Raw genomic sequence first — 22,460 nt, 5'->3', positions numbered from 1 at the left:
TAGATAAAACCTCCATTTTGAATGGGGGTTTTGTTTTTAAAAAAATATCGGAATCACAAATTGAAACATCAGAATGAGCAGGCCTACGGCGATGAAATTTAAAATAACCCCTACACGCGCCATTTCACTCACCTTGATATAACCACTGGCAAAGACAATGGCATTGGGCGGTGTGGCCATTGGAAGCATAAAGGCACAACTACTTGCCATGGTCACGGGAATGAGAAGATAAAGAATCGGAATCTCCAAGCCGATAGCGATACCCGCCACCACGGGAGCTAAAACTGCTATTAGAGCCACGTTACTCATCAATTCGGTCATAAAAAGCATCAAGGTTATCAAGAGAATCGCGGTCAATAGGACACTGATTTCACTATTGGCAATAGCCAAAGAAACCATATCGACTATGCCACTGACCGACATCCCCTTTGCCAGGGCCAAGCCGCCACCGAACAGAATCAAGATGCCCCAGGCCAGTCTTTGGGTGTCCTTCCAGTGAATAATAAAATCTCCTTTTTTAAGATTATACGGAATGGAAAACATCGCAATGGCTGCACCAATACTAATAATGGTATCGTTTAGTTTTAAATCGGGAAATATCCCGTTGATGGCGGTTCGGAAAATCCATAGAAAAACGGTAACTCCGAAGATCGCAAGTACCATTTTTTCCTTTCCGCTCATTGGCCCCAACTTCTGCAGTTCTACATTAATAACATCTTTTGATGCTGTAAACTTCAATTGTTTGTTGGGAAACATCCACTTGACCAAGACCAAATAACTGATCCAAATCATCGTGGCCGAAAAGGGAACTCCAATTACCATCCATTTTAAAAAGGAAATTTCGATGTTATATTCGTTTTCCAAAAGTCCGATCATCACCGAATTGGGAGGGGTGCCGATTACGGTTGCAATTCCCCCGGCATTTGCGGAAAAGGCAATACCCAACATAACGCTCAAAGCAAAATTCTTATCGTCTTTTGTGAATCCATCTTCATCATTGACCAATAAATTGATGACCGACATCGCAATGGGCAACATGAGTACGGTCGTTGCTGTATTGCTGATCCACATGCTTAAAGCGGCAGTCGCAATCATAAAGCCCAGCACCACTTTATTCGGACTCGTACCGGTAATTTTAATAATGGTCAAGGCGATCCGTCGATGCAGATTCACTTTTTCTAAGGCAAGCGCGAGCACAAAACCTCCGAAAAAGAGAAAAATAATCGGACTCCCATAATTAGCGCCAACATCACCGATTTCCATGATTTTTAGGATGGGAAACAACAAGAGCGGCAATAAAGCGGTAACCGAAATCGATACCGCTTCGGTAATCCACCAAACGATCATCCAAACCGCAACGGCGATAACGGCATCACCTTTCTCGGAGACCATTTCAAAGGGCAGGTTTAGGATGATAAAGAATAGGATGGGTCCTAAAAAAAGACCCCATTTGCTGCTTTGGTTCATATAGCTTGATTATGGGCTCTAAGCTATGTTTTTTAATATTGGAATAATAATTAAAATTCCGACCTTTATGTTGTTGAATATCCTAGTTCTTCGGACGGATTTTCTTTTCTGAAACCGACATGACGATACTTTTTCGATTTGTCTCGGTGTTGGCGAGATTCTTGTTTCGTCTTTCTGAAATTCCGACCGCCTCGTAGATTATTTGCTCAATACTATCTTTTTGAAAATCTTCCGTCGATCTTACTTTGAGATGTCTTATAAGTTTTCCACTGCCTTCCAGCTTTAAATCGCGTTTCGATAGTTCCGATCCGCGATTAAATCCAAGATTTATGTGCTTCGCATAGACTGCAATATGGCAAAATGCGTCCTTCAATTGGTCGGACTTGGAATAAGCCATGGCGACGGCGTTATAATTGTCCCAAATCAGTTCGTTGGTCTCAGGAACGAGTTTTAGAATATACTTTCGTAATTCAAAAACCAATTGTTGAATCGATTCATCATAAGGTCGAAGAAATTTAAGTAGCTCTAGTTTAGCTTTCATTTCGTTTTTTTAAGATTTTAATAAATAATAGAATCCGATGGAATGATGGGCAACTCATAACTACCATAATCGATTATAATCTGCCCCTCGTTCAGGGTCTGAACTCCTTTTGAATCTACTTTGGTTTTATAGAGATATACGCTTTGCAAACTTTTAAAATTTTCGAGCGATTGTAAATGGGATTGCTCAAATTGGGAATCCGTAAGGTTGATGGATTTTAAATGCTCCAAAGATTTCAGGGATTCGATATTTTTTCCGGTAACGGAAGTATTATCCAATTTTAATATCGTCAAGTTTGGTAACATTGCCAATTTTTCAAAAATGGCATCGGTCACTTGGGTTCCGCCCAGATCCAATCTTGCGATTTGTTGGCCTACAGGAAGCAAAGACTCAAAATCGCTATCAGAGAATGCTGGTTTATTGATGCAGGAAACACTCAGAAAATTCGAAGATTTGCTAATGAGGTCAATATGTACTCCTGTTTCTTCGATTATTTTGATACTATCTTGAGAAGCTGCTGTAATTTCAAAATCAGGATAGTCAAAATCATGTTTCTTCGGGAAGAAAGAAAGGAACAAGTCTTTTTTCAAGCCTATTTCCTGAATCGTACCCTTGAACGGATGTCCTGCATCAATCCAAGCGCCAATCAATTTAATTTCTTCTTTTGAAGGCTGGGTCTTTCCCTCGGGCGGCATATGGTCGTCATCTTCCATAGGCAGGTTCATGCGGGAAAACAGCTCACTCTCAGAAGCATTATTAGCAATGATCACCTCGCCGTTCTCTCCCCCTTTAATTATACCCTCCTCGGAATGCAACAGTAACTCGCCCTTTATTTTCTTTGGGTTATGGCAACTTACACACTTGTTGTTCAGAATGGCTTTGATAACATCTTCATAGAGTTCTGCATCCTCCCAATTTTCATCATTGAGGGCGATTTCTTTTTCTTCGAATGTCTGAAAACCGAGTGCGGATTTTATCGAATTGGGCAAAGGCTCCACAAGATAGTCCTCGCCATGGGTGATATTTCCTCCTTGATGTCCTGTGAACGAAATCAATATTAGAAATAGTCCGGACAGCCCCGTGATAGGAACTTTTTCTAGGAGATTGGTAGCCTTTATTCCTTTGAGCTTTGCATACATCACAAAGGCAAACAAGGCAGTTGCGATGCCCGACCATAAATGGAATTTGACTGTATCGAAGGCATAGCCTTCTCCCAAATATTGTAGATACCCGGTAATGCAGGCTAAAACCGCGCTGACTCCAGCCCAGAGATAGACCAATGGGATTACCTTACCATATTCCATTCTTTTTCGGTCGTACCATTGAAGTAATAGCCCGAGAACTATAAAGCCTATCGGCAAGTGAACGATAAGTGGGTGTAACCTGCCCAAGAGTTGTTTTAGAACATCCATAAAATTTGCACTTTAATCAATGTTCATTTTTTCTTTTAGGGCCTTCATGATGAAGACGTTCGCTTTCCATTGGTCGGCCACCGGTACTCGGGTGAATGGTAATGTGGGCATATAATCGGCCGGACCGAATTCTGTGGTAATCGTAAAAGTCGGATCGGTCTCCCATTTCTGGCGTATGACCTTTTCCCAAATATCCAAATGTCGTTCCAATGCTTTTTTCCATTCCGGAGCTTCGGGGTCGTTTACTTGGGGACCTTCTGCATGGCCTACCCGGGCATGGATGTGGTTCGATCGGTCGATCACATCTTGTAGCTCGGCATCTTGATTTTGTAAAAGCGATTCGTGTACGACCATCCAATGGCTGATATCCAAGGTCAATTTTAAATCGGGAATGGCCGAAATGTATTTTTTGGTATCGGGTAGGTTATAACTAAATCGTCCGCGATGGGTCTCATGATAGATGGGGATGTTATTTTCCCTGGCGATTTTATTCGCCGCATCGATAAAGGCCTTGTTCTGCTCAAAAGTGAAAAAATCGCTTCCCGTGTGACAGTTAATTGCAACGGGTCCGAACTCCGCTAACCTCATCAGGTTTTCGGTATATCGGACCAAACTTGTTTCAAAAGGTAGCGACCTATCCGTTCCTGCTAGAAAAATTACTTTTAGATTGTATTGCTCAAGGGCTCTTTTCAAATCTATCATGCTCTGCATTTCCGTAGGAAACCAAACTTCGATACCATCATAGCCCGCTTCTTTGGTTCGTTCACAAAAGGCGAACCAAGAATCAGTTCTTCCCCAATCGGTCTGGAAGAATTGGAGTTGTTTTTTTTCTTGGGAAAAGCCAATAAGATTAAAAGATAGTAGGGTCAGGAGTAGTGCTAATCTCATGTATTTGTTTTATGCCAGTATCTCTTTAATGATTTCTCCTTCAACATCGGTCAGTCTAAAGTTTCGGCCTTGAAATTCATAGGTGAATTGTTCGTGGTCAAAACCGAGAAGATGTAAAATAGTGGCATGCACATCATGCACCGAAACTCTTCCCTCGATTCCAGAAAAACCGATGTCATCGGTCTTTCCGTGGGAAGCTCCCTTTTTAATTCCGCCACCGGCCATCCACATGGTAAAGGCGTCACCGTGATGATCCCGCCCCAAAAATTCCATTTTTTTATTGCCCCGGTTTTCTTGCATCGGAGTTCTACCGAATTCGCCGCCCCAAACGATTAAGGTTTCGTCGAGCAGTCCTCGTTGTTTTAGATCCAAGATCAATGCAGCAATGGGACGGTCAATTTCACGGCATTTGTTTCGGAGTCCCAAATCAACCGAACCTTCACGAATGTTACCATGGGTATCCCAGCCCCAGTCAAAAAGCTGTACGAAACGAACGCCATCTTCGACCAGTTTTCTAGCCAAAAGGCAATTGTTCGCAAAGGATTCTTTTCCTGCTTCGACCCCGTACATTTCTTTGATGTTTTCGGGTTCGTTGTTGATGTTCATCACTTCCGGCACGGCAATTTGCATCCGATAGGCCATTTCATATTGATTGATACGGGCCAAAATTTCTGGATCGGCATATTTGGCGTATTCTTCCTTATTGATTGTATTGATAGCGTCAATGGTACTTTTTTTAAGATCTCGTGTTACGCCATCAGGGTCTTCAATATAGAGTACCGGGTCACCTTTTGAACGACATTGCACCCCTTGATAGACCGAGGGTAGAAATCCGCTGCCCCAGACACTTTTTCCGGCATCGGGAGCATTACCTCCTGAAGTCAAAACCACAAACCCTGGCAAGTTCTGATTTTCAGAACCGAGACCGTATGTGGCCCATGATCCGATACTAGGTCGTCCTAAACGGGCGCTACCTGTATGCATAAACAATTGGGCCGGACCATGATTGAATTGGTCCGTATTCACCGCCTTTAGGAAAGCCACTTCATCGATTACTTTTTTGAAATGCGGCAAGAAGTTCGATACCCAATTGCCCGATTCGCCCTCTTGGGCAAATTCTGCCTGCGGCCCCAATAATTTTGGTGTGCCCTTGATAAACGCGAATTTTTTTCCTTCCAATAAAGATTGCGGACAGTCTTGACCATCGAGCTTATGGAGTGCCGGTTTGTAATCGAACATTTCAAGTTGCGAAGGGGCGCCCGCCATGTGTAAATAAATAACCGATTTCACTTTTGGACTAAAAGGAGGTGCTAAGGTGGCCAATGGATTTAGATCGCGCTCCGAAAAGGCCACTTGCGATTTTTTGACCGGTTTGCCTAAAGGGTCGCACCCCATAAAAATAGAGCTCAATGCGAGTCCGCCAATACCTTGTGCACAGTTCTTTATAAAATGCCTTCGGGTCTTTGCTTGGGCTTCCCGGGCTAGTTGCTCCTTTAGCAATCTTTTTATGATATCTTCCATTAGGCTTTCGTTAAAAATTCATCCAGATTCATAATGGCGTTGGTAACTACTGTCATGGCACTCAATTGCGGCGTCGGATTTTTGTCAAAATGAAGAAAGAGTTCAGCCGCTTCCGGATTATTGGAAAACTCGTTCAATGAGGTTTCATAGAGGTCTTTCAGCGTTTGTAATGATGTCGGCTCAATCTCGGAAAGTGTTGCTCTCTTGTAGGCGACGGCAATGCTCGCATCAACATCCTTAGGAATCATTGTATTTTTTGCCAATTGGTAGGAAGCCTCAAGATAAACGGGGTCGTTCAAGGTCACCAAGGCCTGTAAGGGCGTATTGGTGGGTGTTCTACGGATCATACAGACTTCACGACTACCGGCATCGAAGGTCAAAAACGAAGGATACGGACTTGTGCGTTTCAGATACGTATACACTCCCCGTCGATATCGGTCTTCCCCTTTGCTCTCCATCCATTTTGCTCCATTGTAAACGGTTTCCCAAACCCCTTCGGGTTGTGGTGGCATTACACCAGGTCCGTACATTTTATTGCTTAACAATCCCGATACGGCCAAGGCTTGGTCACGAATCTGTTCGGCACCTAAACGTATTCTCGGTCCTCGGGCGTACAATTCATTATCGGGGTCTATTTGATACATTTCGGGGCTACTTTCCGAGCTTTGTCGATAGGTGCCCGACATGACAATTTCTTTGATGAGCGATTTCACGCTCCAGTTATACTCGTTCATAAAGCGTAAGGCAAGCCAATCCAACAAAGCTGGATGGGTGGGTGGTTCAGATTGCGAACCGATATCCTCGATGGTCGATACCAGACCCCGACCGAATATCTGATGCCACACGCGATTGACCAAGGTTCGTGCGGTCAACGGATTTTTCTTATCGACGATCCATTTTGAAAATCCCAATCGGTCTTTGGGCCAATCAGGGTTACATTCGTTTAGGCTTTCAGGAGTGGCAGGTTGAACCGTATCCGTTTTGACCATAAAACTGCCACGATCAAAAACCTGCGTGGTACGCTTCATATAATCAGGATTCTCCGAAAGAATGGGTACCGTTGGTGTATCGGCATTCAGTGCTTCTATAAATGTGGAATTGATATTCGCCCAGCCAGGCTGTTCTTTTCCAGGCATATCCTCCAAAAAGCCTATCCAGTACAAATTAAGAATGTTGACTTCTTTGGCAATCGCATTGTTCTGTGTCTCGATATAGATATCAGTTTTCTTGTCGATTTTTCGAATCGGAAATTGTGAGGTAGTATTCTTCTTTGCTTTATTGATGACAAACTCCCCTAAAATCGGTCCATTAGAATCTTTTTCGCGAATCGTCATTTTTGTGCCATCGTAATGCGATCGGTAGTTTAGGTACACAAGGCTTGCGTTATTGGTATAGGCATTTTCAATGATCAAATTTCCATCGTCCCAAAAAACAACCGAAGCGTGGTCATCATAGACACTACTTTTAAATTCCTTAAAAAAATGTGATTTATAGACCGGTTCGGTAAACTGTAGGAAGTTTTTATAGGTGGTGTGTTGCTTTTCATTGCCATGTTTGGCAACCCAATCCAATACTTTATCTACTCCTTTTTGTTGCTCGGGCGTGTAAAATTTCAGCACGGGGGATTCACTGGGCGTATCCTCATCACGGGTATTGTTGAAAAAGGCCATTAATTTGTAATATTCCTCATGTTTAAACGGATCGTACGGATGACTATGGCATTGTACACAGCCCATGGCAGTACTTTGCCATACTTCAAAAGTGGTGTTCACCCTATCGATAACGGTAGCCACCCGATACTCTTCATCATCAGTGCCGCCCTCATCGTTGTTCATGGTATTTCTATGGAAGGCCGTAGCAATCAGTTGATCGGTCGAAGGTTGTGGCAAAAGGTCGCCCGCCAATTGTTCAATGGTGAATTGATCATAGGGCGATCTTTGTTAAAACTCTTGATAACCCAATCGCGATATTGCCAAATCTCGCGCGCCATATCTTTTTCGTACCCCTTAGAATCAGCATATCGAGCGAGGTCGAGCCACCAAGTGGCCCATTTCTCACCATAGGTTTCTTGTGCCAATAAGGTATCGACCAAAGATTCATAGGTAAGGTCGCCCTTTTCAAAACTTTGTAATAATTCTTGGTCGGGGGGCAATCCCGTTAGGTCAAGGGCAACCCTTCGAGCAATAATATTTTTATCAGCGGGAAGGTTCGGCTCGATCTTTTTCACTTTCCAATCGCGCCAATACAAAATTGTCAATGTTATTTTTTAGGAATTCGGAAGCACTTTCAGGGGCAAAACCTGCTTCAGCGGTCATAACTGGAACTTCAATCTCTTCCGGAAGCGAATAGGCCCAGTGCTCGCCCCATTCTGCTCCCTGGTCGATCCAACGGGTCAACAAATCTATTTCCTCGTCGGACAATTTTGGTTTCTCATAGGGCATGCGAAGTTCTGGGTCGTCCTCATGGAGTCTTCGTATTAATTCGCTGCCTGAGGCATCACCCGAAATAATCGCAGGTTTGCCCGATTCGGTTTCGGCAAAGGCCTCATCCTCGAAGAGTAAACTGAAGCCACCGTTCTTTTTAACCCCGCCGTGACAGGTAATGCATTTATTGTTGAGAATGGGTTTTATTTGGGTGCTGAAATCAACGGGGTCGGTATCTTGGCAGGACTGCGTAAAAAGAAGCACAGCGAACATTGCGAACAAAAAGATGCTATTTTGAGTGAACTTCTGCATTATCAATGGTATTGACCCATAAAGATAACAATTATTTCAGGAGATTCCTTAGGCCTCGGAATGACAAAGTCCCATGAAATGTCATTCGGAACTACGAGGAATCTTTTCTTGATAGGCTAGGGTTTCCTTTTTCAACGGAATGATAATTTTCCTATTGTTTCAACACCAATTCGATAATCTGATTGGATTCTGTTCCGATGGAAATAATATTGTCTTCCTTAACTTCGAACTCCGAAGTACATTCAAAAATAGTATCGCCAAAGGGGTTTTTCAGTTTCAAATTTCCGCCTTTTTCTGAATGAACGGATACTTTTTTGACCGTACCATTTTCCTTTATCGCGGAAATCAAAAATGCTCCTTCAGCCCGTAATTTGTTAAACGAAACGGTTTCCCAATTCGAAGGTATCGCGGGAAAAATATGGATGATTCCCGTATGACTTTGCAACAACATTTCTTGTAAACCGGCGGCGAAGGCAAAATTTCCTTCCAAAGTAAATGGACGATAGGTGAAATTGGAATACCCTTTTCCAGATTGGTCCCCATTCACATGAAAGCTGTTTGGTAGGCAAAAGCTAGTTGCAAAAATTTTCAATGCTTCTTTAGCGCCCGTTCCATCGAATGCACGGGCTTTCATATTCGCCAGCCAACTAAATGAATATCCGACATATTGGGAAGAGCCCAAACTATCTAATGTGGCTATTGTATTTTCTATTGTTTTTATATCTTTTTCCCCTTTTGAGAAATCGACGACACCTAATGGATGATACCCAATTTGGTGTGAAAAATGACGATGTGATTCTTCATAATCGACGTTGGGAGCAATCATAAGACCTGTTTTTTCATCGATAGCCAACAAGGGCCATTCAGACAATATTTTCTTCCATTTTTCGGCCTCTGCGTTTTTGTCGAGTGCCGTCGCGAGTTCGGCCGCCTTTTCATACGTCCAGCGAATCAGGGCCAGGTCAAAATTGGTGGTTTCGCCGAACCATGCTTGCTTACTGTTGTTATGGATTTCGGGACTCGAACTTATGGGTAGTTTTCGCCTCCCTTTTTCATCCTTTTGGGAAATGGCATCCAAAAATATTGCGACATCTTTTATCCATGGATATGCTTTTTCCTCTAAAAAACCCCTATCCATCGAATATCGCCAATGCAGGTAAAAATGATGTCCCAGCCAAGCCGATACCGTGGGCCCGAAGGAGTATTGGATCCATCCGCCCATGGGTTGTCCTTCAAGAGTAGTCACTCCGGGCACGATCAGACCTTTAGCCTCATAATACTCCGAAGTATATTTTTCAAAGGTTTCCCGATATTTCCATAACCAATTGATAAAACCCATTTCCTCGGTTAGGTGGTTTCCCGAATAGGCGGGCCAATAACTGAGTTGGGTGTTGAGGTCGTGATGAAAGTCGCCTTTCCATGGTGGTAGTTTTCCGTTGTCGGCCGTCCAGACCGCTTGTAATGAAATCGGAGGGCCAGATGCACGGGCCACTGAACCAAATTTATACTGTTCCAAGAACCACTGCTTTTCTAAAATGGTATCCGGAATTTTCAATGAAGATTTCGACCAAAATTCATTCCACCATTTCGAATGTGATTTGAATGCCTCTGAAAGCCCCTTTTGCCTATGTTTTTTGACAAGGTTCATGGCGCTGGGCTTCTTTTCCCATTCAGGGAATTCGGAACTTATGCTCCAACTGCCGGTTAAGGATTGGGCATCAACAGTATGTTCAGCATGGACTTGATACTTAAAACCGCCCCAGCCCTCTTGAAGGTAGGTGGTAGAAGTATCATTTTTTAATATTTTCCCTTCGGGATATTCAAGCCTTCGCAAATCTTGTCCGGTCACAGGACTATCTTCTAAACTTTCTCCAGGAGTGGTATAAGCCGGAGGAATCAATTCATAACCTAATGATTCCGGAAGACCTTCAAACTGATACCAACCGACTGGCTGAGTAGCGTGTACAAATGCCAATAATCTGATTCCGTTTTTCCATTTTATTTCACAAACGCCATTTTTGATATACAAATGAACGGAAGCTACTTCCCCAAAAGCAGTAATATCAAATTCCAAAGCTGCACCGGGAATTTTCGAAGGAGCAGGACTCTTATCGTAGGGAACATCGAAGCGATCCTGTACTTCTTTGTAGGTGTCGTTTTTCCACTGTTCATATACCCAACTATATTTCCATTCTGGGGTTTTGAGGTTTTCCATAGGGCGTAGATCCCAAAGATCAGCCCTGTCCAACGAAAAACGCAGGTTGCCTTCTTTCTCCCAAATAAGGATGCCGACCATACCGTTACCTAGGGGAATACCTTCGTCCCAAGTATTGGCAAGTTTTTCAAAATGAAGGTCATGGGGAGATTCTTGAGGTTCGATCGGCGATTGCCCGAATGAATTATAAGTAAAAACAAAGATTAAAAGAGTGAGAATTTTTTTCAGGAAGTCCATGTCCTAAACTAAGGACAACTTATTAAAACACCAAAAACATATTCAACTGAGAAAATGTTGCTAGGCTGTTACTTCCACGAATAGACCGTCATCCGTCTTATTGACCTTGGCCAAATTGTTTTTAGTCAATTCTTTAATGGATTTGTCCCACTGTTTGTTGGAAAGACCCGACTGTTCTTTCAAGTCGATCAATGCAAGTTTCTGGACTTTTTTTAAGGATTCAAAAACCATTTTTGCTTCTTCGCTGAGTTCGACTTGTTTACTTTCAGGTCGCATCTGCGGAAAGAACAAAACCTCTTGAATCGAAGAATTATTGGTCATTAGCATGACTAAGCGGTCAATACCAATACCGATTCCGGAAGTAGGGGGCATTCCATATTCTAAGGCACGTAAAAAATCTTGATCGATGAACATGGCTTCGTCGTCCCCTTTTTCGGAGAGTTTCAATTGCTCTTCAAAGCGCTCGCGTTGGTCGATAGGGTCGTTCAGCTCGGAGTAAGCGTTGGCGATTTCCTTGCCATTGACCATCAGTTCAAATCGCTCGGTCAATGCTGGGTTTTCTCGATGCTCTTTGGTCAGGGGACTCATCTCTTTTGGGTAATCTGTGATAAAGGTCGGCTGAATGTAATGATGTTCACATTTCTCCCCAAAGATCTCATCGATCAGTTTGCCCACGCCCATAGTGTCGTCAACATCTATGTGTAGTTTTTTGGCGGTTTCGCGCAATTCATTTTCATCCATTTTGGCTACATTAAAGCCTGTATGGATTTTTATGGCCTCCAGAATCGGAACACGAGGGTATGGTGCCTTGAACTCGATCTCGTTTTTACCCACGGTGACTTTGGTGCTTCCCGTGGCCTCGATGGCGACCCGTTCTAAAAGCTGTTCGGTGGTATCCATCATCCAATTGTAGTCCTTATAGGCTACATACAATTCCATCACGGTGAACTCAGGGTTGTGAGTTCGGTCCATTCCCTCGTTGCGGAAATCCTTTGAGAATTCATAAACTCCGTCAAATCCACCTACGATCAAACGCTTTAAATAAAGTTCGTTGGCGATACGTAAATACAGCGGAATGTTCAACGCATTATGATGGGTCAAAAAGGGTCGTGCCGCAGCACCACCGGGAATGGGTTGTAGAATTGGCGTCTCTACTTCCAAATAGCCCCGCTCGTTATAAAACTGACGGATAGTATTGGTGATCTTGGTGCGCTTGACAAAGGTTTCCTTGACTTTCGGATTAACCACGAGATCCACATACCGCTGTCGGTAGCGCTGTTCGGGGTCATTGAATTCGTCAAAAACATTTCCTTCAGCATCCTTTTTAGGTAGGGGTAACGGGCGCAGGGCCTTGCTCAACATGCTGAACTTTTTGACCATTACGGTTTTTTCGCCGACCTGGGTCGTAAACAGTTCGCCCTCGATGCCGATAATATCCCCGATATCGAGTAATTTTTTATAGACTTCATTATAGAGAGTCTTATCATCGTCCGGACAAATTTCATCACGATTGAAATAGACCTGTATGCGACCGGTGCTATCTTGCAACTCGGCAAAGGAAGCTTTACCCTGAATCCTTCGGGACATCAATCTTCCAGAAATAACGACTTTTTTTCCTTCGGAATAGCCCTCCTTGATGCTTTTGGATGTTGCGTCAACGGGGTATAAAGCCGCAGGATATGGGTCAATGCCCATTTCCCTCAACTTTGATAATTTTTCCCTTCTAATAACCTCTTGTTCCGAAAGTTGCATACATGTGCTGATTAAGGCAGCAAATATAAGTAGTCTAGCCTAATCTATCAATTTGATCAGGGTAATAATACTTTTGCTTTTGATGTAACAAATGACTAAATAATACGACCCATATAATACATCAATCAAAATCAAATATTACAATGAGTTTTATAAGAGTTCTCCTGGCCATAATTTTTCCGCCCCTATCGGTAATCGGTAAAGGTTGCGGATCATTTTTAATCGTTTTATTGCTGACTTTCTGTGGATGGGTTCCTGGGGTTATCGCGGCACTGGTTATTTTGAACAATCCGAATTGAGTCCCCACCCTAACCCTCTCCGAGGGGAGGGAATACCTTTTGGCTTTTAAATAAGCCCCTTGACAATTTCGTATCTTTGCACCAATGAACAAGAAGGTACATGTACAGGATCTAGGACGGAAGGACTACAAGGAAACTTGGGACTACCAAGAGCTTCTTTTTCAACAAACCGTTGACCTTAAAATAAAAAATAGAAGGGAAGCAACCCAACTCGAAACGCCCAATCATTTTTTATTAGTTGAGCACCCCCATGTATATACTTTAGGAAAAAGTGGGGATTTTTCCAATCTTTTGGTAAGTGAAGAAGAATTGGCCGAAAAAGGCGCCAAATTCTACAAAATTAACAGGGGTGGCGATATTACCTATCACGGCCCGGGGCAGATTGTCGGCTACCCCATTCTGGATCTTGATAATTTCTTTACCGATATTCATAAATATTTGCGACTTCTGGAAGAAATGGTCATTTTGACCTTGGCCGAATACGGGTTGAAAGGAGAACGCTCGAAAGGCGAAACTGGGGTTTGGTTGGATGGCGGCACTCCGTTTTCGAGAAAAATATGTGCTTTGGGTGTTCGTGCTTCCCGTTGGGTTACCATGCATGGTTTTGCGCTGAACGTGAATTCTGATTTGGGATATTTTGATTTGATGATTCCCTGTGGAATAAAGGATAAGGCCGTTACTTCGTTAAATGTAGAGTTGGGCAAGAAGGAAGTCGACATGGATGAGGTAAAACAAAAACTTGTAAAACATTTCGAGCTTCTTTTTGAAGCTGAAATAATTAAAGAAAAAAGCGAGGCCTAGGCCTCGCTTTTTGTGAATCATTGTAATGTAAGTTCTACAATGCAATCTTCATAGATACTCCAAACATTAGGGTTGGGGCTATAATCCATAACAAGCTTACCCGTACCACCACCAAAAATTAATAGCCTGTCGTCGAAGGGCAATGCTGTATGATTAACCAAGTGTGGAGCTTTGATTTTATGAATTGTAGAACCGGATTTTCCTTTCGGACTATATTCTGTCCAAGTCTGCATGTCCGATGAATACCATATTCGATTTAAAATATCATAATGACTTTGAGTACCTCCAATATGCCAGACCAGTCCTTTATATTCAGTGACGGAACCACCTTCAGTACCCCTAAGGCGGTCTTGATGGGCGTATCGGGTCGGTACAATTGGCCGTGATTCGAATTGCAAGTTATGCCAATCACTACCATTGGTTGTTCTAAAAATCATTTTTCGCTCGCGGCCACCATTTATAATGGCGATAATATTTAAGGTATTATTGAAGACTATAGCTTCAAAATCATGGACATCAAAGGAACCTATAGTACCCAGGGCATCCGCTGTATCTAGATCCCAACGCCTACCATCTTTGCTCGAATACACTGTGACTTCCGTATTCGGGTACGACCTTTTGACCACGAATAGTTTATTTCGAAACGTGGTTACCCTTCCTCCGACTCTATTGCCAAGGGTAAAAGGGGCAACAAAGCTTTCTGTTACCCAATCGATACCGTTGGCAGAGCTCCAAATATCCCTTAAGTATTGATCTGCACCATTAACGCCTCCGATCATCCATAGACGATTGTTGTGTACTACCAATGATGCGTATTTTCTTCCACTAAAAGGATTAGTCTTTCGAAGTTTCCACTTTTGACCTTCGTTGCTTGACCATATTTCAGCAGTACCTGCACTGTTGCCGGAAGCTTTGGCGGTATTGAGTGCCAAAGTCCATATTTGCCCTTGAAAATTGACCGTGGCTCTACTCTCCGTTCGGGGATAGTTTAAAACCTTGCCTTCATTCCGAAGATAGAAACAATTTTCTCTTTCAAAGGTGGGGAGGTTTTCTAGATTTCCTTTAAAACCGGTCTTTTGCAATCGGGGCTCCGTTGGGTGGAATTCCAGTTCCTCTTTGTGGCAAGATGACAATGTTACAATGAGGATTGCTAGAAATAGTATTTTGTATGTTTTCATAATCATGGATTTTAGGATTGTTGCCTGCTTCTTTTTATGCACATAACATTCGAAGGTTAACACCAGGACATAAAAAAACCGAGGTGTGGGCCTCGGTTAAGCTTTTATTCAGAAAATAGTTTTAGTACTCTAATCCGAAGTAATCCATTACCGCATAGTAATCATTTATATTGACACCGTTTTTTTTAAGTTCGGTAAGAACGTCGGTTTCTGTCGACTTTCCAGATATGACATTATTAGATTCAATATGTATTATACGTACGTCTACGACATCAGGCAAATCTTCATCCGCTAAGCCTTTAGCATCCCAACCATTAGTTGTTTCGGCCATTAAGAGGGAGTTTCTGCTAGGGAAAATTCCAATTTCAGACCAAAATAATCTGCTCCCTTATTAACGGAGGTCATAAATGGTAATGGTTTGCGTTCTTGTTGAGCTCCGTGCGTATCACCGGAGTATTCGATCAAACCATAAAGTAATACAGTGCCACCTCCTTGATTGAAGGAATATAAATCAATGTTGCCGATGCTTTCAGGAAGTATTTCAAACGCTCTGTAAACGTTGCCGCCACCGTAGTGGAGATTGCGCATCCAGTCACTTTTATTTACGATTAGTTCAAAAGCTTTGACGTTTGCATTTCCGTTTTCCCCTTGAATTCCCTGTTCGCCTTTCGCCCCGACGGACCCAATTGGCCCTTCTGGTCCTTCTTTGACACAAGATGTAATAGAAAGCGCTAATACCAGTAAGCTAAAGTGTATAAGTTTCAGTATATTTTTCATTTTGATTTATTTAAAGATTAGACTTCTCCTAAGATTTTGGTGTAATGCTGATACTCACGCCAATAGGCGTATCCTTGATTTTATAACTTCCGTTGATCAGAATGCCATTGGTTACATAGTAGACTGATACATTTTCAAGAATAAAGGTGTGTAGACCCATTTCTGGGCTTCTCCAAGTAATCTTGATTCCGTTTTGATCCACAAGTTCAGGTGCCGAACGATTCGGATATACCAATACCTCAAAATGGTTGCTGGCCGAAAAACCTGAATCAGATCTTTTTATGCGATTATCTGCCCTCCAATAGCCTGTACTGCCCACTTCCCAATAGGTATATTGATTCAGGGAGTATCCCACAATGGGAAATACATGACCGGTATTCATTATCGCGGTCGTTGAAACGTTCATGTGGTAGCTTCTTTTTTTAGATTTGAAATCGTCCAATATGATGTCCAAATTGAGGCTTCCCCTTGATGGGAGCGATGCTTTTGAGGTCAACGAGGTTTTTTGAACGGATCCTTCCGTTGAATTTAATTCCGGTTGATTTTGAAGACCCTCTTTTTCTGAAACTTCCCCTTCTTTTGAACAGGAAACTAGGGTTAGGGAGCATGCTACGATTAGGTATGCAAGTATTATTTTTGAAGTTTTCATAGTTTGAAATTTTATAATTAATTATTGTGTGTGATTGCTCAATAGATATGATTTAATCATTGGAAAGAATGTTGGCTTTCAATGACCGAATGCGAATATTGTGGTTAACCGACCATACCTCTTTTGATTGTGGCAAATGAATCAGCTTTACCTGTATCTGATTTTCGTTTTCATCGGAATTGGGAGAAGTAACCAACAACAGATATTCTTTATGAAAAATAAGTTTTGTGGTATAGTAGTCTTCTGACATGGGCATTTCAAAACTAGTTTCCAGCGCTCCGTTTTCATTTTTAATTTTAGACAAGGTCATGGTTTTAGTTCCGGTTTCTTGCCCTACATAGGTGTATTCAGCGTAGTTATGAATTCCTAAAATATTCGGTTCGGGCAAAGCTGTTTTCCAATTCAACAAACCTGAATTCTTATCAAGGGAATACAGATGCTTATCCCTGGAATAAAAAATATATTGATTTTGAAAAATAGATCCTCTTCTAGGGTTTTCTGCTCCTGTATCATAGTTCCATACTATGTTCAAAGCACGGTCCATGGCAAAAACCCTATCACTCCATGAGTTCGCGATAATCAAGTCACTGTCGAAGACGAAACCGCCAATTCTATCATTGAGTGTTTTTTCTGCCTCAACATCTCCTACCGATTTGTTCCTATATTGAAAGACTACGGGTGCATTGCCGTTAGGGTATTGAACCGTTACCAATCGGTTTTTATAAATATGCGGTATTGTTCTATGACCCACATTCAGCGACCAAAAGCTATTTCCGTTGTCAAGGTCTAGGGCTTCGAGAAAGTACTCGCTGGCGTAGGTGTTGGTATCCAATATCCGATAGGAAATGAACGCCTTGTTTTCATAGAAGACGATATTGTCCGCTTCTAGTTCGATTGATTTGTCAACTTCTTCAGTATATGTTTTTGTCCATACAATGATACCGTTGCTACTTATTTTTTCGAAAGTATTCGACTCGAATTGGTAATGATTTCCCTCATGTACTATGCTGCCGAAGTTCCTAGCGACGACACTTTCTTCGAGAAGGCTACCGTCGTCTAACGAAATTTTCAATTGCTTCTCTAGATTGGCCAAGGTTATGACTCCTTCAGGGGCAGCGACCTCTTCGACTTCTTCATAGATTTGAACACCATTGTCATCATTTTTACAACCTACAACTATAACTAGTACAGCAAATAGGCGTAGAATGTGGATTTTTAAATAATTTAAATGACCTTTATTTTTCATGACACTTGTTTTAGTATTTACACTTTAATGCTCTTTTTGGAACAAGGTTAACATGTAGAAAAGAAAAAACCGAGGTTTATGGCCTCGGTCCTTTCTATTATTGGTTTTTTTAAAGTTCTAATAGGGCAATCCAAAATAATTCATCACCTGGTAGTAATCACTTACATCTACACCATTGTCTTTCAACATTTTGAGTGCGTCATTGCCCGTGCTTTTACCTGATGAGCTAGGACGTATGTTGACAAGGCGCAAGGTGTCTAAATCACCAGCTGCAATTGCAAATGGAATTCCGTCTCTAAGGAATGTCATTTTAAATAGATAATTGCTACCGTTATCAATAAACGATGTGGCTATATCAATTAAACTAAAACCATTAGTGGTAATACGTTGATTTGGAATTTGATACCATTCGCTACCTACATTCAAATAGGCCAACACAGTCCCCTCTTCAACTATATTGGCCGATAGTGGATTCGCACTAAGTTCAAATGAGGTTCCGCTTGCGGCACTTACGTCAAAAGTAAGATAGTCTATGTTCGCGCTACCGTCTTGGCCGTCTGTCCCATTGGTACCATTTGTACCATTGATTCCGTCTTGTCCAGCTGGCCCTGCTTCGCCCGGTTCACCTTGAATGCCTTGCATACCCGGCGACCCTTGAGGGCCTTCTGGTCCAATAGGTCCCTCTTTGTCACAAGAAGTAGTGGCAATGGAAAGTGCCGCCATTAAGCACATCATAATTTTCGTTGTCGTTTTCATAATTTGAAATTTTGAGATTATCATTATTTTCCTTTTTATGGGCGCTGATCGAAAAGGTTAACATAAAGGCATAAAAAAACCGAGGGTTTGGCCTCGGTTTTGATCGTGTTGGTTTTTAGATCACTCTACTCAAGTGCTATTTTTCGTATGACATTATTTTGGGTCACAAATAGATTAAAATTGTCATCCACTATTAAGGTTCTGGGGAATGCTATCGTCGCATTCTGTCCTTCGCCGTCATCAAAGCCATAAGATCCACTTCCTGCCACGGTGCTTACCATTCCCTTAGGGTCGATTTTTCGTATCCTCATATTTGAATAGTCCGCTACATAAATGTTGTTCAATTTATCGACGGCCAGGCCCCATGGGCGATAAAATTGTGCTTCGTCACCCATACCGTCTGAGTAGCCCTCAGTGCTTCCGGCAATTGTGGAAACATGACCATCTGGACTTACTTTGCGTATTTTGTTATTTCCGGCATCCGCTACAATTATGTTTCCCGAATTATCCATCGTCATCCCGGAAATAAATTTGAAACTAGCATCCGTTCCCTGTCCGTCAAGAAATCCGGTTTCCCACCCTGCGAATGTTGTTACCAAACCTTCTGGGGTAATTTTTCGAATTCTAGTATGGGCGTAATCAGCACTGCCCTCAGCGACAAATACGTTGCCTGAACTGTCGACGGTAATGACATCGGGCAGAAAAAATCTGGCTTCGATCCCTTGTCCGTCTGCAAATCCTTGCCAACTGCCTGCTAAGGTGCTTACGGTACCATCGGGTGATATTTTTCGTATTCTATTATTGGAAGTATCCGCTACGTACATATTCCCGGATGCATCGATAGCGACATCACTTATCCACTTGAATTTTGCACTGTGAAGGGGGCCATCTTCATATCCTTCAAAAGCCCCGGCGAATGTGGTCACGAGACCATCTAAAGTTATTTTTCTGATGGTATTTTCTACAGGTTGGGCGACATAGAGATTTCCATCAACATCCCTTGTTATACCACCAAAACCTGAGAAAAGGGCATCTGTGCCTTGACCATCGGTATTGCCCGATGCATCTTTGTTTCCGGCCAAAGTACTAACATGCGCTTCTGAAAATTCGTAGGTAAAGTCCGGCCCTGTCAATTCCTTGCCATCAACCATAACTTTTACGGGCCCCGTAAGCGCTAGAGAAGGCACTTTTGTTTTAATTTCAGTTTCCGTTACCGACTCGACCATAGCCTTCACATCATTGAAAAATACTTTAACCTTGGCCTTATCAGTACCAAAGTCAATGCCCTTGATAGTCACAGTTGTATTTTTTGGACCGCTTTCTGGGCTGATAGAATTCAACATCGGTACAGGGTTTGGAGTCGGAAGGTTTTCTTCAATGGGCACTACTATTTCCGGTCCATCATCTTTATGGCAACCTAGGGTCAATAATGTAATTAAAACTACGGAATGGATTAATTTATGTGTTTTCATAATAATTTTGTTTACAGATTTCCTTTTTATGGTCAGATTTTCCTAAGGTTAACATGGGGGTATAAAAAAAACCGAGTTTTTGGCTCCGAGCATAAGACATCAGATTACAAGTCGTACTAAACGTAAATACCTTGAAGGATTGAGATTTATATTTAACGGTTCAATGTGCCATAACAAGATTCTGGTCTTGACTATCACTCAAAAACTTTGCTTGTAAAGCCCATATAGCCTCGGTTTGATCCATTTCGTAAGATTTTCTCAATTGGTCTCTTCTCTTTTTGCTTTTGCGAGCACCTACAAAAAGGGGAATCGAAGTACCCACTCCTGCCGCGCCAACTCCGAAGCATAGTAAGCCCGCAAAAGTTTGAAGACCGCCAGCGCTGGCATTTCTTTCGCCGTGATAATTTCTTCCTCTCATTATCAGAGCCCCCCCGACCAGGCCACCTACACCGACCGTTAACAAAGAAGCGCCAACGGTATTTTTTGCTCTACGTTTAAAATCATGGTGCAAAACCTGATGAAGATCTTTGGTCGCTTGCTCGTTGAACGAATACTCGGCTTTATATTTAATACCGAGGTTTTCGAGTTTTCGAACATGCCGTTCTTTGAATTCTTGCGAATGCGTTAGCATGCTGCTAGTAAGAAATAAGAGACCGATAATATGGTTTTGCGTTTTCATAATTTATTTATTAAAGTGAATTAATTATCAGGGTCGGTTTGACTCTTTTCCATTGCGTTTTCCAACATTTTGCCGACCATGATTTTCAATGAATCTTTTTTGGTAGGGTCAAGACTTAGGTCATACACTTTGTAATGCTCGCGTTGCGTTACTTTTTGTTCTTCGGGCAAATCCATTTTTTCGATTAGCTCGCCATAGTTTTCGGCCTGGCTCAATGGATTGTCTTCACCTGCACCGGCCAGCTCGAAAACCGAGCCGTACATTTTCACCTGTTCGTCGAGCAAGTTCATTTGTTTGCTGCTATCTTTCTCCCCCGTTGTTTTTAGAGTTTCTTTCTCTGACGATTCTTTTGTTGTCTGACCCTGACAGGCGGTAATACATCCTACAAGGCAAATGATCAGTAATGTTGTTATTGCTTTCATAATTATCCTTTTTAATTGTTACTTCTTTATGGTTGGATAGATAAAAGGTTAACATCAAAGGGTATTTTTTAGAAATCATGATTTTTAGAAGAAAGAGATAGGGCCCTTTAATGAAAAAGCTGTGCCCAATTTGATGGGCACAGTCTCTTATACTAAATGACCATGTAGATATCAGATTGAAAATTTTTGAGTTTTTAATATTGAAAGCTTATAAAAGCGATTAATCGGCATGGATACTTCGAATCGACCCTATCATTCGTATTGCTGACCCTTCATCTTGATATCCACCGAACAACCATATTTCACCGTTGTAACTGAGCGCTGCATGATTAGCAAGACCCTCGGTGGATGGAAGGGCTCCGGAATACTCGATCCATTCGACCATATCATCTGAATACCAAAAGTCAAGTACGAAATCTGAGGGCGAAACATTGCTACCGCCAACTACCCATACCCGCCCCTCGTGTACGGTCACCGTATGTGCAAAACGTGCGGAAAAAATAGTGCCAGATGGTGTTACCTGCGACCATTCGGTTCCATCATTACTGGCCCAAATCTCATTGAAGGATATTGAGGTATAGTTACCTCCAATTACATAAATGATATTATTGAAAACCACTGTTCTAAAATTCTCCCTACTTGAAAAGGCCATGGAATTTTCTTCCTCCCATTCAATTCCATCTACCGATGACCACACCTTTATATAGCCTCCTGAGGCATCGCCGATGAGGAACAACTTTCCGTTAAAAACAATGGTGTTGTGATAGGCGGCACTACCAAAGGCAGGTGTATCGGTTGCCAATACCCATGTAGATCCGTCTTCTGAATACCAGACATTTGAAAGGTGGCGACCTGAATTGTTAACTCCACCGATCAGCCACATTTTATTATCGAATACGGTCAGGGTATGGGCACTTCGTTCATCAAAAAGCCCACTGGTGACAGAGTACCAATGCTCGCCATTATCACTGGCCCATACAGCGTTCAATGAGGTGCCTGCCGAATGTTCATTTTTGCCTCCAATCGACCAGATTTTTCCATTGAATTCTACCATAGCGTTCTCTGCAAACTTTCCCATTTGATCCTCTTGGCTACGAACCGTGAACGTAAGGTTTACAAAATCTTCTGGAAGCAAATCTTCTTGTGGTAAAGGACTCGGAATGGGATTTTCGATTAAGCCCTGTGCCCCGAAATCGAAGAGATTTTCTTTTTCGCAGGCACTTAGGCCAATGAGTATGAACATGGGTAATAGTACTTTTATCGTTTTCATGACTTCCTTATTTTATTGTTTCCTTTTTATGGAGGAGATGCTAATAGGTTAACAGGAAACTCATTTTATTTCTTGAAAAAGGATAAGGAAACGGCTTTCAAAGGAAACCTGACAAAAGTTATTTGTAATCGAATTACTACAAA

Annotated in this window: 21 protein-coding genes and 1 pseudogene; 2 read left to right on the top strand and 20 right to left on the bottom strand. The window is 42.2% G+C overall.

Features of this window, described 5'->3' with window-relative positions; translation table 11 throughout:
- Nucleotides 1–36 precede the first annotated feature (36 nt).
- The 10 genes and pseudogenes from N8A86_RS04655 to lysS form a co-directional block, all read right to left on the bottom strand.
- Nucleotides 37–1,467 (bottom strand): SLC13 family permease, encoded by a 1,431-nt coding sequence (locus tag N8A86_RS04655; RefSeq protein ID WP_273567998.1) that lies wholly within the window; start codon nucleotides 1,465–1,467, stop codon nucleotides 37–39.
- 82 nt (nucleotides 1,468–1,549) lie between these two features.
- The gene (locus tag N8A86_RS04650; RefSeq protein WP_273567997.1) at nucleotides 1,550–2,008 is read right to left on the bottom strand and encodes a DUF1801 domain-containing protein; all 459 of its coding nucleotides are present in this window, start codon (nucleotides 2,006–2,008) and stop codon (nucleotides 1,550–1,552) included.
- Between the two features lie 17 nt (nucleotides 2,009–2,025).
- Nucleotides 2,026–3,420, bottom strand: a complete 1,395-nt coding sequence (locus N8A86_RS04645; RefSeq protein ID WP_273567996.1) for a c-type cytochrome domain-containing protein — start codon at nucleotides 3,418–3,420, stop codon at nucleotides 2,026–2,028.
- A 12-nt stretch (nucleotides 3,421–3,432) separates the two neighbouring features.
- Complete coding sequence (locus tag N8A86_RS04640) at nucleotides 3,433–4,308, bottom strand: sugar phosphate isomerase/epimerase family protein (protein ID WP_273567995.1); 876 nt, start codon at nucleotides 4,306–4,308, stop codon at nucleotides 3,433–3,435.
- Between the two features lie 9 nt (nucleotides 4,309–4,317).
- Nucleotides 4,318–5,829, bottom strand: a complete 1,512-nt coding sequence (locus N8A86_RS04635; protein ID WP_273567994.1) for a DUF1501 domain-containing protein — start codon at nucleotides 5,827–5,829, stop codon at nucleotides 4,318–4,320.
- The gene (locus tag N8A86_RS04630; RefSeq protein WP_273569023.1) at nucleotides 5,829–6,818 is read right to left on the bottom strand and encodes a DUF1553 domain-containing protein; all 990 of its coding nucleotides are present in this window, start codon (nucleotides 6,816–6,818) and stop codon (nucleotides 5,829–5,831) included. Before N8A86_RS04630 ends, N8A86_RS04635 begins: the two co-directional genes overlap by 1 nt.
- Nucleotides 6,819–7,535: 717 nt before the next feature.
- Nucleotides 7,536–8,056: pseudogene (locus N8A86_RS04625) on the bottom strand (DUF1549 domain-containing protein); the annotation flags it as partial.
- On the bottom strand, nucleotides 8,025–8,564 hold the full coding sequence (locus N8A86_RS04620) for a c-type cytochrome domain-containing protein (RefSeq protein WP_273567993.1): 540 nt from the start codon (nucleotides 8,562–8,564) through the stop codon (nucleotides 8,025–8,027). The pseudogene N8A86_RS04625 and the gene N8A86_RS04620, both read right to left, overlap by 32 nt.
- A 151-nt stretch (nucleotides 8,565–8,715) precedes the next feature.
- Nucleotides 8,716–11,016: a glycosyl hydrolase family 95 catalytic domain-containing protein gene (locus N8A86_RS04615; RefSeq protein WP_273567992.1), complete on the bottom strand. Its 2,301-nt coding sequence runs from the start codon at nucleotides 11,014–11,016 to the stop codon at nucleotides 8,716–8,718.
- A 60-nt stretch (nucleotides 11,017–11,076) separates the two neighbouring features.
- Nucleotides 11,077–12,768 carry a lysine--tRNA ligase gene (lysS, locus tag N8A86_RS04610; RefSeq protein WP_273567991.1) on the bottom strand — a complete coding sequence of 564 codons (1,692 nt, stop codon included), beginning with the start codon at nucleotides 12,766–12,768 and terminating at the stop codon, nucleotides 11,077–11,079.
- A 143-nt stretch (nucleotides 12,769–12,911) separates the two neighbouring features.
- On the opposite strand from lysS, the gene N8A86_RS04605 reads away from it, so the two are divergent.
- Both N8A86_RS04605 and lipB read left to right on the top strand, forming a co-directional pair.
- Nucleotides 12,912–13,067 carry a YqaE/Pmp3 family membrane protein gene (locus N8A86_RS04605; RefSeq protein ID WP_188315664.1) on the top strand — a complete coding sequence of 52 codons (156 nt, stop codon included), beginning with the start codon at nucleotides 12,912–12,914 and terminating at the stop codon, nucleotides 13,065–13,067.
- Nucleotides 13,068–13,151: 84 nt separating this feature from the next.
- Nucleotides 13,152–13,868, top strand: a complete 717-nt coding sequence (lipB, locus tag N8A86_RS04600) for a lipoyl(octanoyl) transferase LipB (RefSeq protein WP_273567990.1) — start codon at nucleotides 13,152–13,154, stop codon at nucleotides 13,866–13,868.
- 17 nt (nucleotides 13,869–13,885) lie between these two features.
- Here lipB and N8A86_RS04595 read toward each other — a convergent pair whose 3' ends face one another.
- The 10 genes from N8A86_RS04595 to N8A86_RS04550 form a co-directional block, all read right to left on the bottom strand.
- Nucleotides 13,886–15,046, bottom strand: coding sequence for a DUF6242 domain-containing protein (locus N8A86_RS04595; protein ID WP_273567989.1), 1,161 nt, complete (start codon nucleotides 15,044–15,046; stop codon nucleotides 13,886–13,888).
- Between the two features lie 121 nt (nucleotides 15,047–15,167).
- A complete protein-coding gene (locus tag N8A86_RS04590) occupies nucleotides 15,168–15,377 on the bottom strand; it encodes a hypothetical protein (protein ID WP_273567988.1) in 210 nt (69 codons plus the stop codon).
- Complete coding sequence (locus tag N8A86_RS04585; RefSeq protein ID WP_273567987.1) at nucleotides 15,377–15,823, bottom strand: hypothetical protein; 447 nt, start codon at nucleotides 15,821–15,823, stop codon at nucleotides 15,377–15,379. The genes N8A86_RS04590 and N8A86_RS04585 overlap by 1 nt, the downstream gene beginning before the upstream one ends.
- Before the next feature lie 28 nt (nucleotides 15,824–15,851).
- Nucleotides 15,852–16,472 carry a hypothetical protein gene (locus tag N8A86_RS04580; protein ID WP_273567986.1) on the bottom strand — a complete coding sequence of 207 codons (621 nt, stop codon included), beginning with the start codon at nucleotides 16,470–16,472 and terminating at the stop codon, nucleotides 15,852–15,854.
- Nucleotides 16,473–16,524: 52 nt separating this feature from the next.
- The gene (locus N8A86_RS04575) at nucleotides 16,525–17,718 is read right to left on the bottom strand and encodes a hypothetical protein (RefSeq protein WP_273567985.1); all 1,194 of its coding nucleotides are present in this window, start codon (nucleotides 17,716–17,718) and stop codon (nucleotides 16,525–16,527) included.
- A 117-nt stretch (nucleotides 17,719–17,835) separates the two neighbouring features.
- Nucleotides 17,836–18,474: a collagen-like triple helix repeat-containing protein gene (locus N8A86_RS04570; RefSeq protein ID WP_273567984.1), complete on the bottom strand. Its 639-nt coding sequence runs from the start codon at nucleotides 18,472–18,474 to the stop codon at nucleotides 17,836–17,838.
- A gap of 125 nt (nucleotides 18,475–18,599) precedes the next feature.
- Nucleotides 18,600–19,946, bottom strand: coding sequence for an IPT/TIG domain-containing protein (locus N8A86_RS04565; RefSeq protein WP_273567983.1), 1,347 nt, complete (start codon nucleotides 19,944–19,946; stop codon nucleotides 18,600–18,602).
- 160 nt (nucleotides 19,947–20,106) lie between these two features.
- Nucleotides 20,107–20,625: a hypothetical protein gene (locus N8A86_RS04560; protein ID WP_273567982.1), complete on the bottom strand. Its 519-nt coding sequence runs from the start codon at nucleotides 20,623–20,625 to the stop codon at nucleotides 20,107–20,109.
- Between the two features lie 20 nt (nucleotides 20,626–20,645).
- On the bottom strand, nucleotides 20,646–21,047 hold the full coding sequence (locus tag N8A86_RS04555) for a hypothetical protein (protein WP_273567981.1): 402 nt from the start codon (nucleotides 21,045–21,047) through the stop codon (nucleotides 20,646–20,648).
- A gap of 220 nt (nucleotides 21,048–21,267) precedes the next feature.
- A complete protein-coding gene (locus tag N8A86_RS04550; protein WP_273567980.1) occupies nucleotides 21,268–22,317 on the bottom strand; it encodes a DUF6242 domain-containing protein in 1,050 nt (349 codons plus the stop codon).
- Nucleotides 22,318–22,460: the final 143 nt, after the last annotated feature.

The organism is Maribacter halichondriae (genome assembly GCF_027474825.1).
GTDB classification, from domain to species: Bacteria; Bacteroidota; Bacteroidia; order Flavobacteriales; family Flavobacteriaceae; genus Meishania; species Meishania halichondriae.
This window is presented reverse-complemented; position numbering and strand designations above follow the sequence as displayed.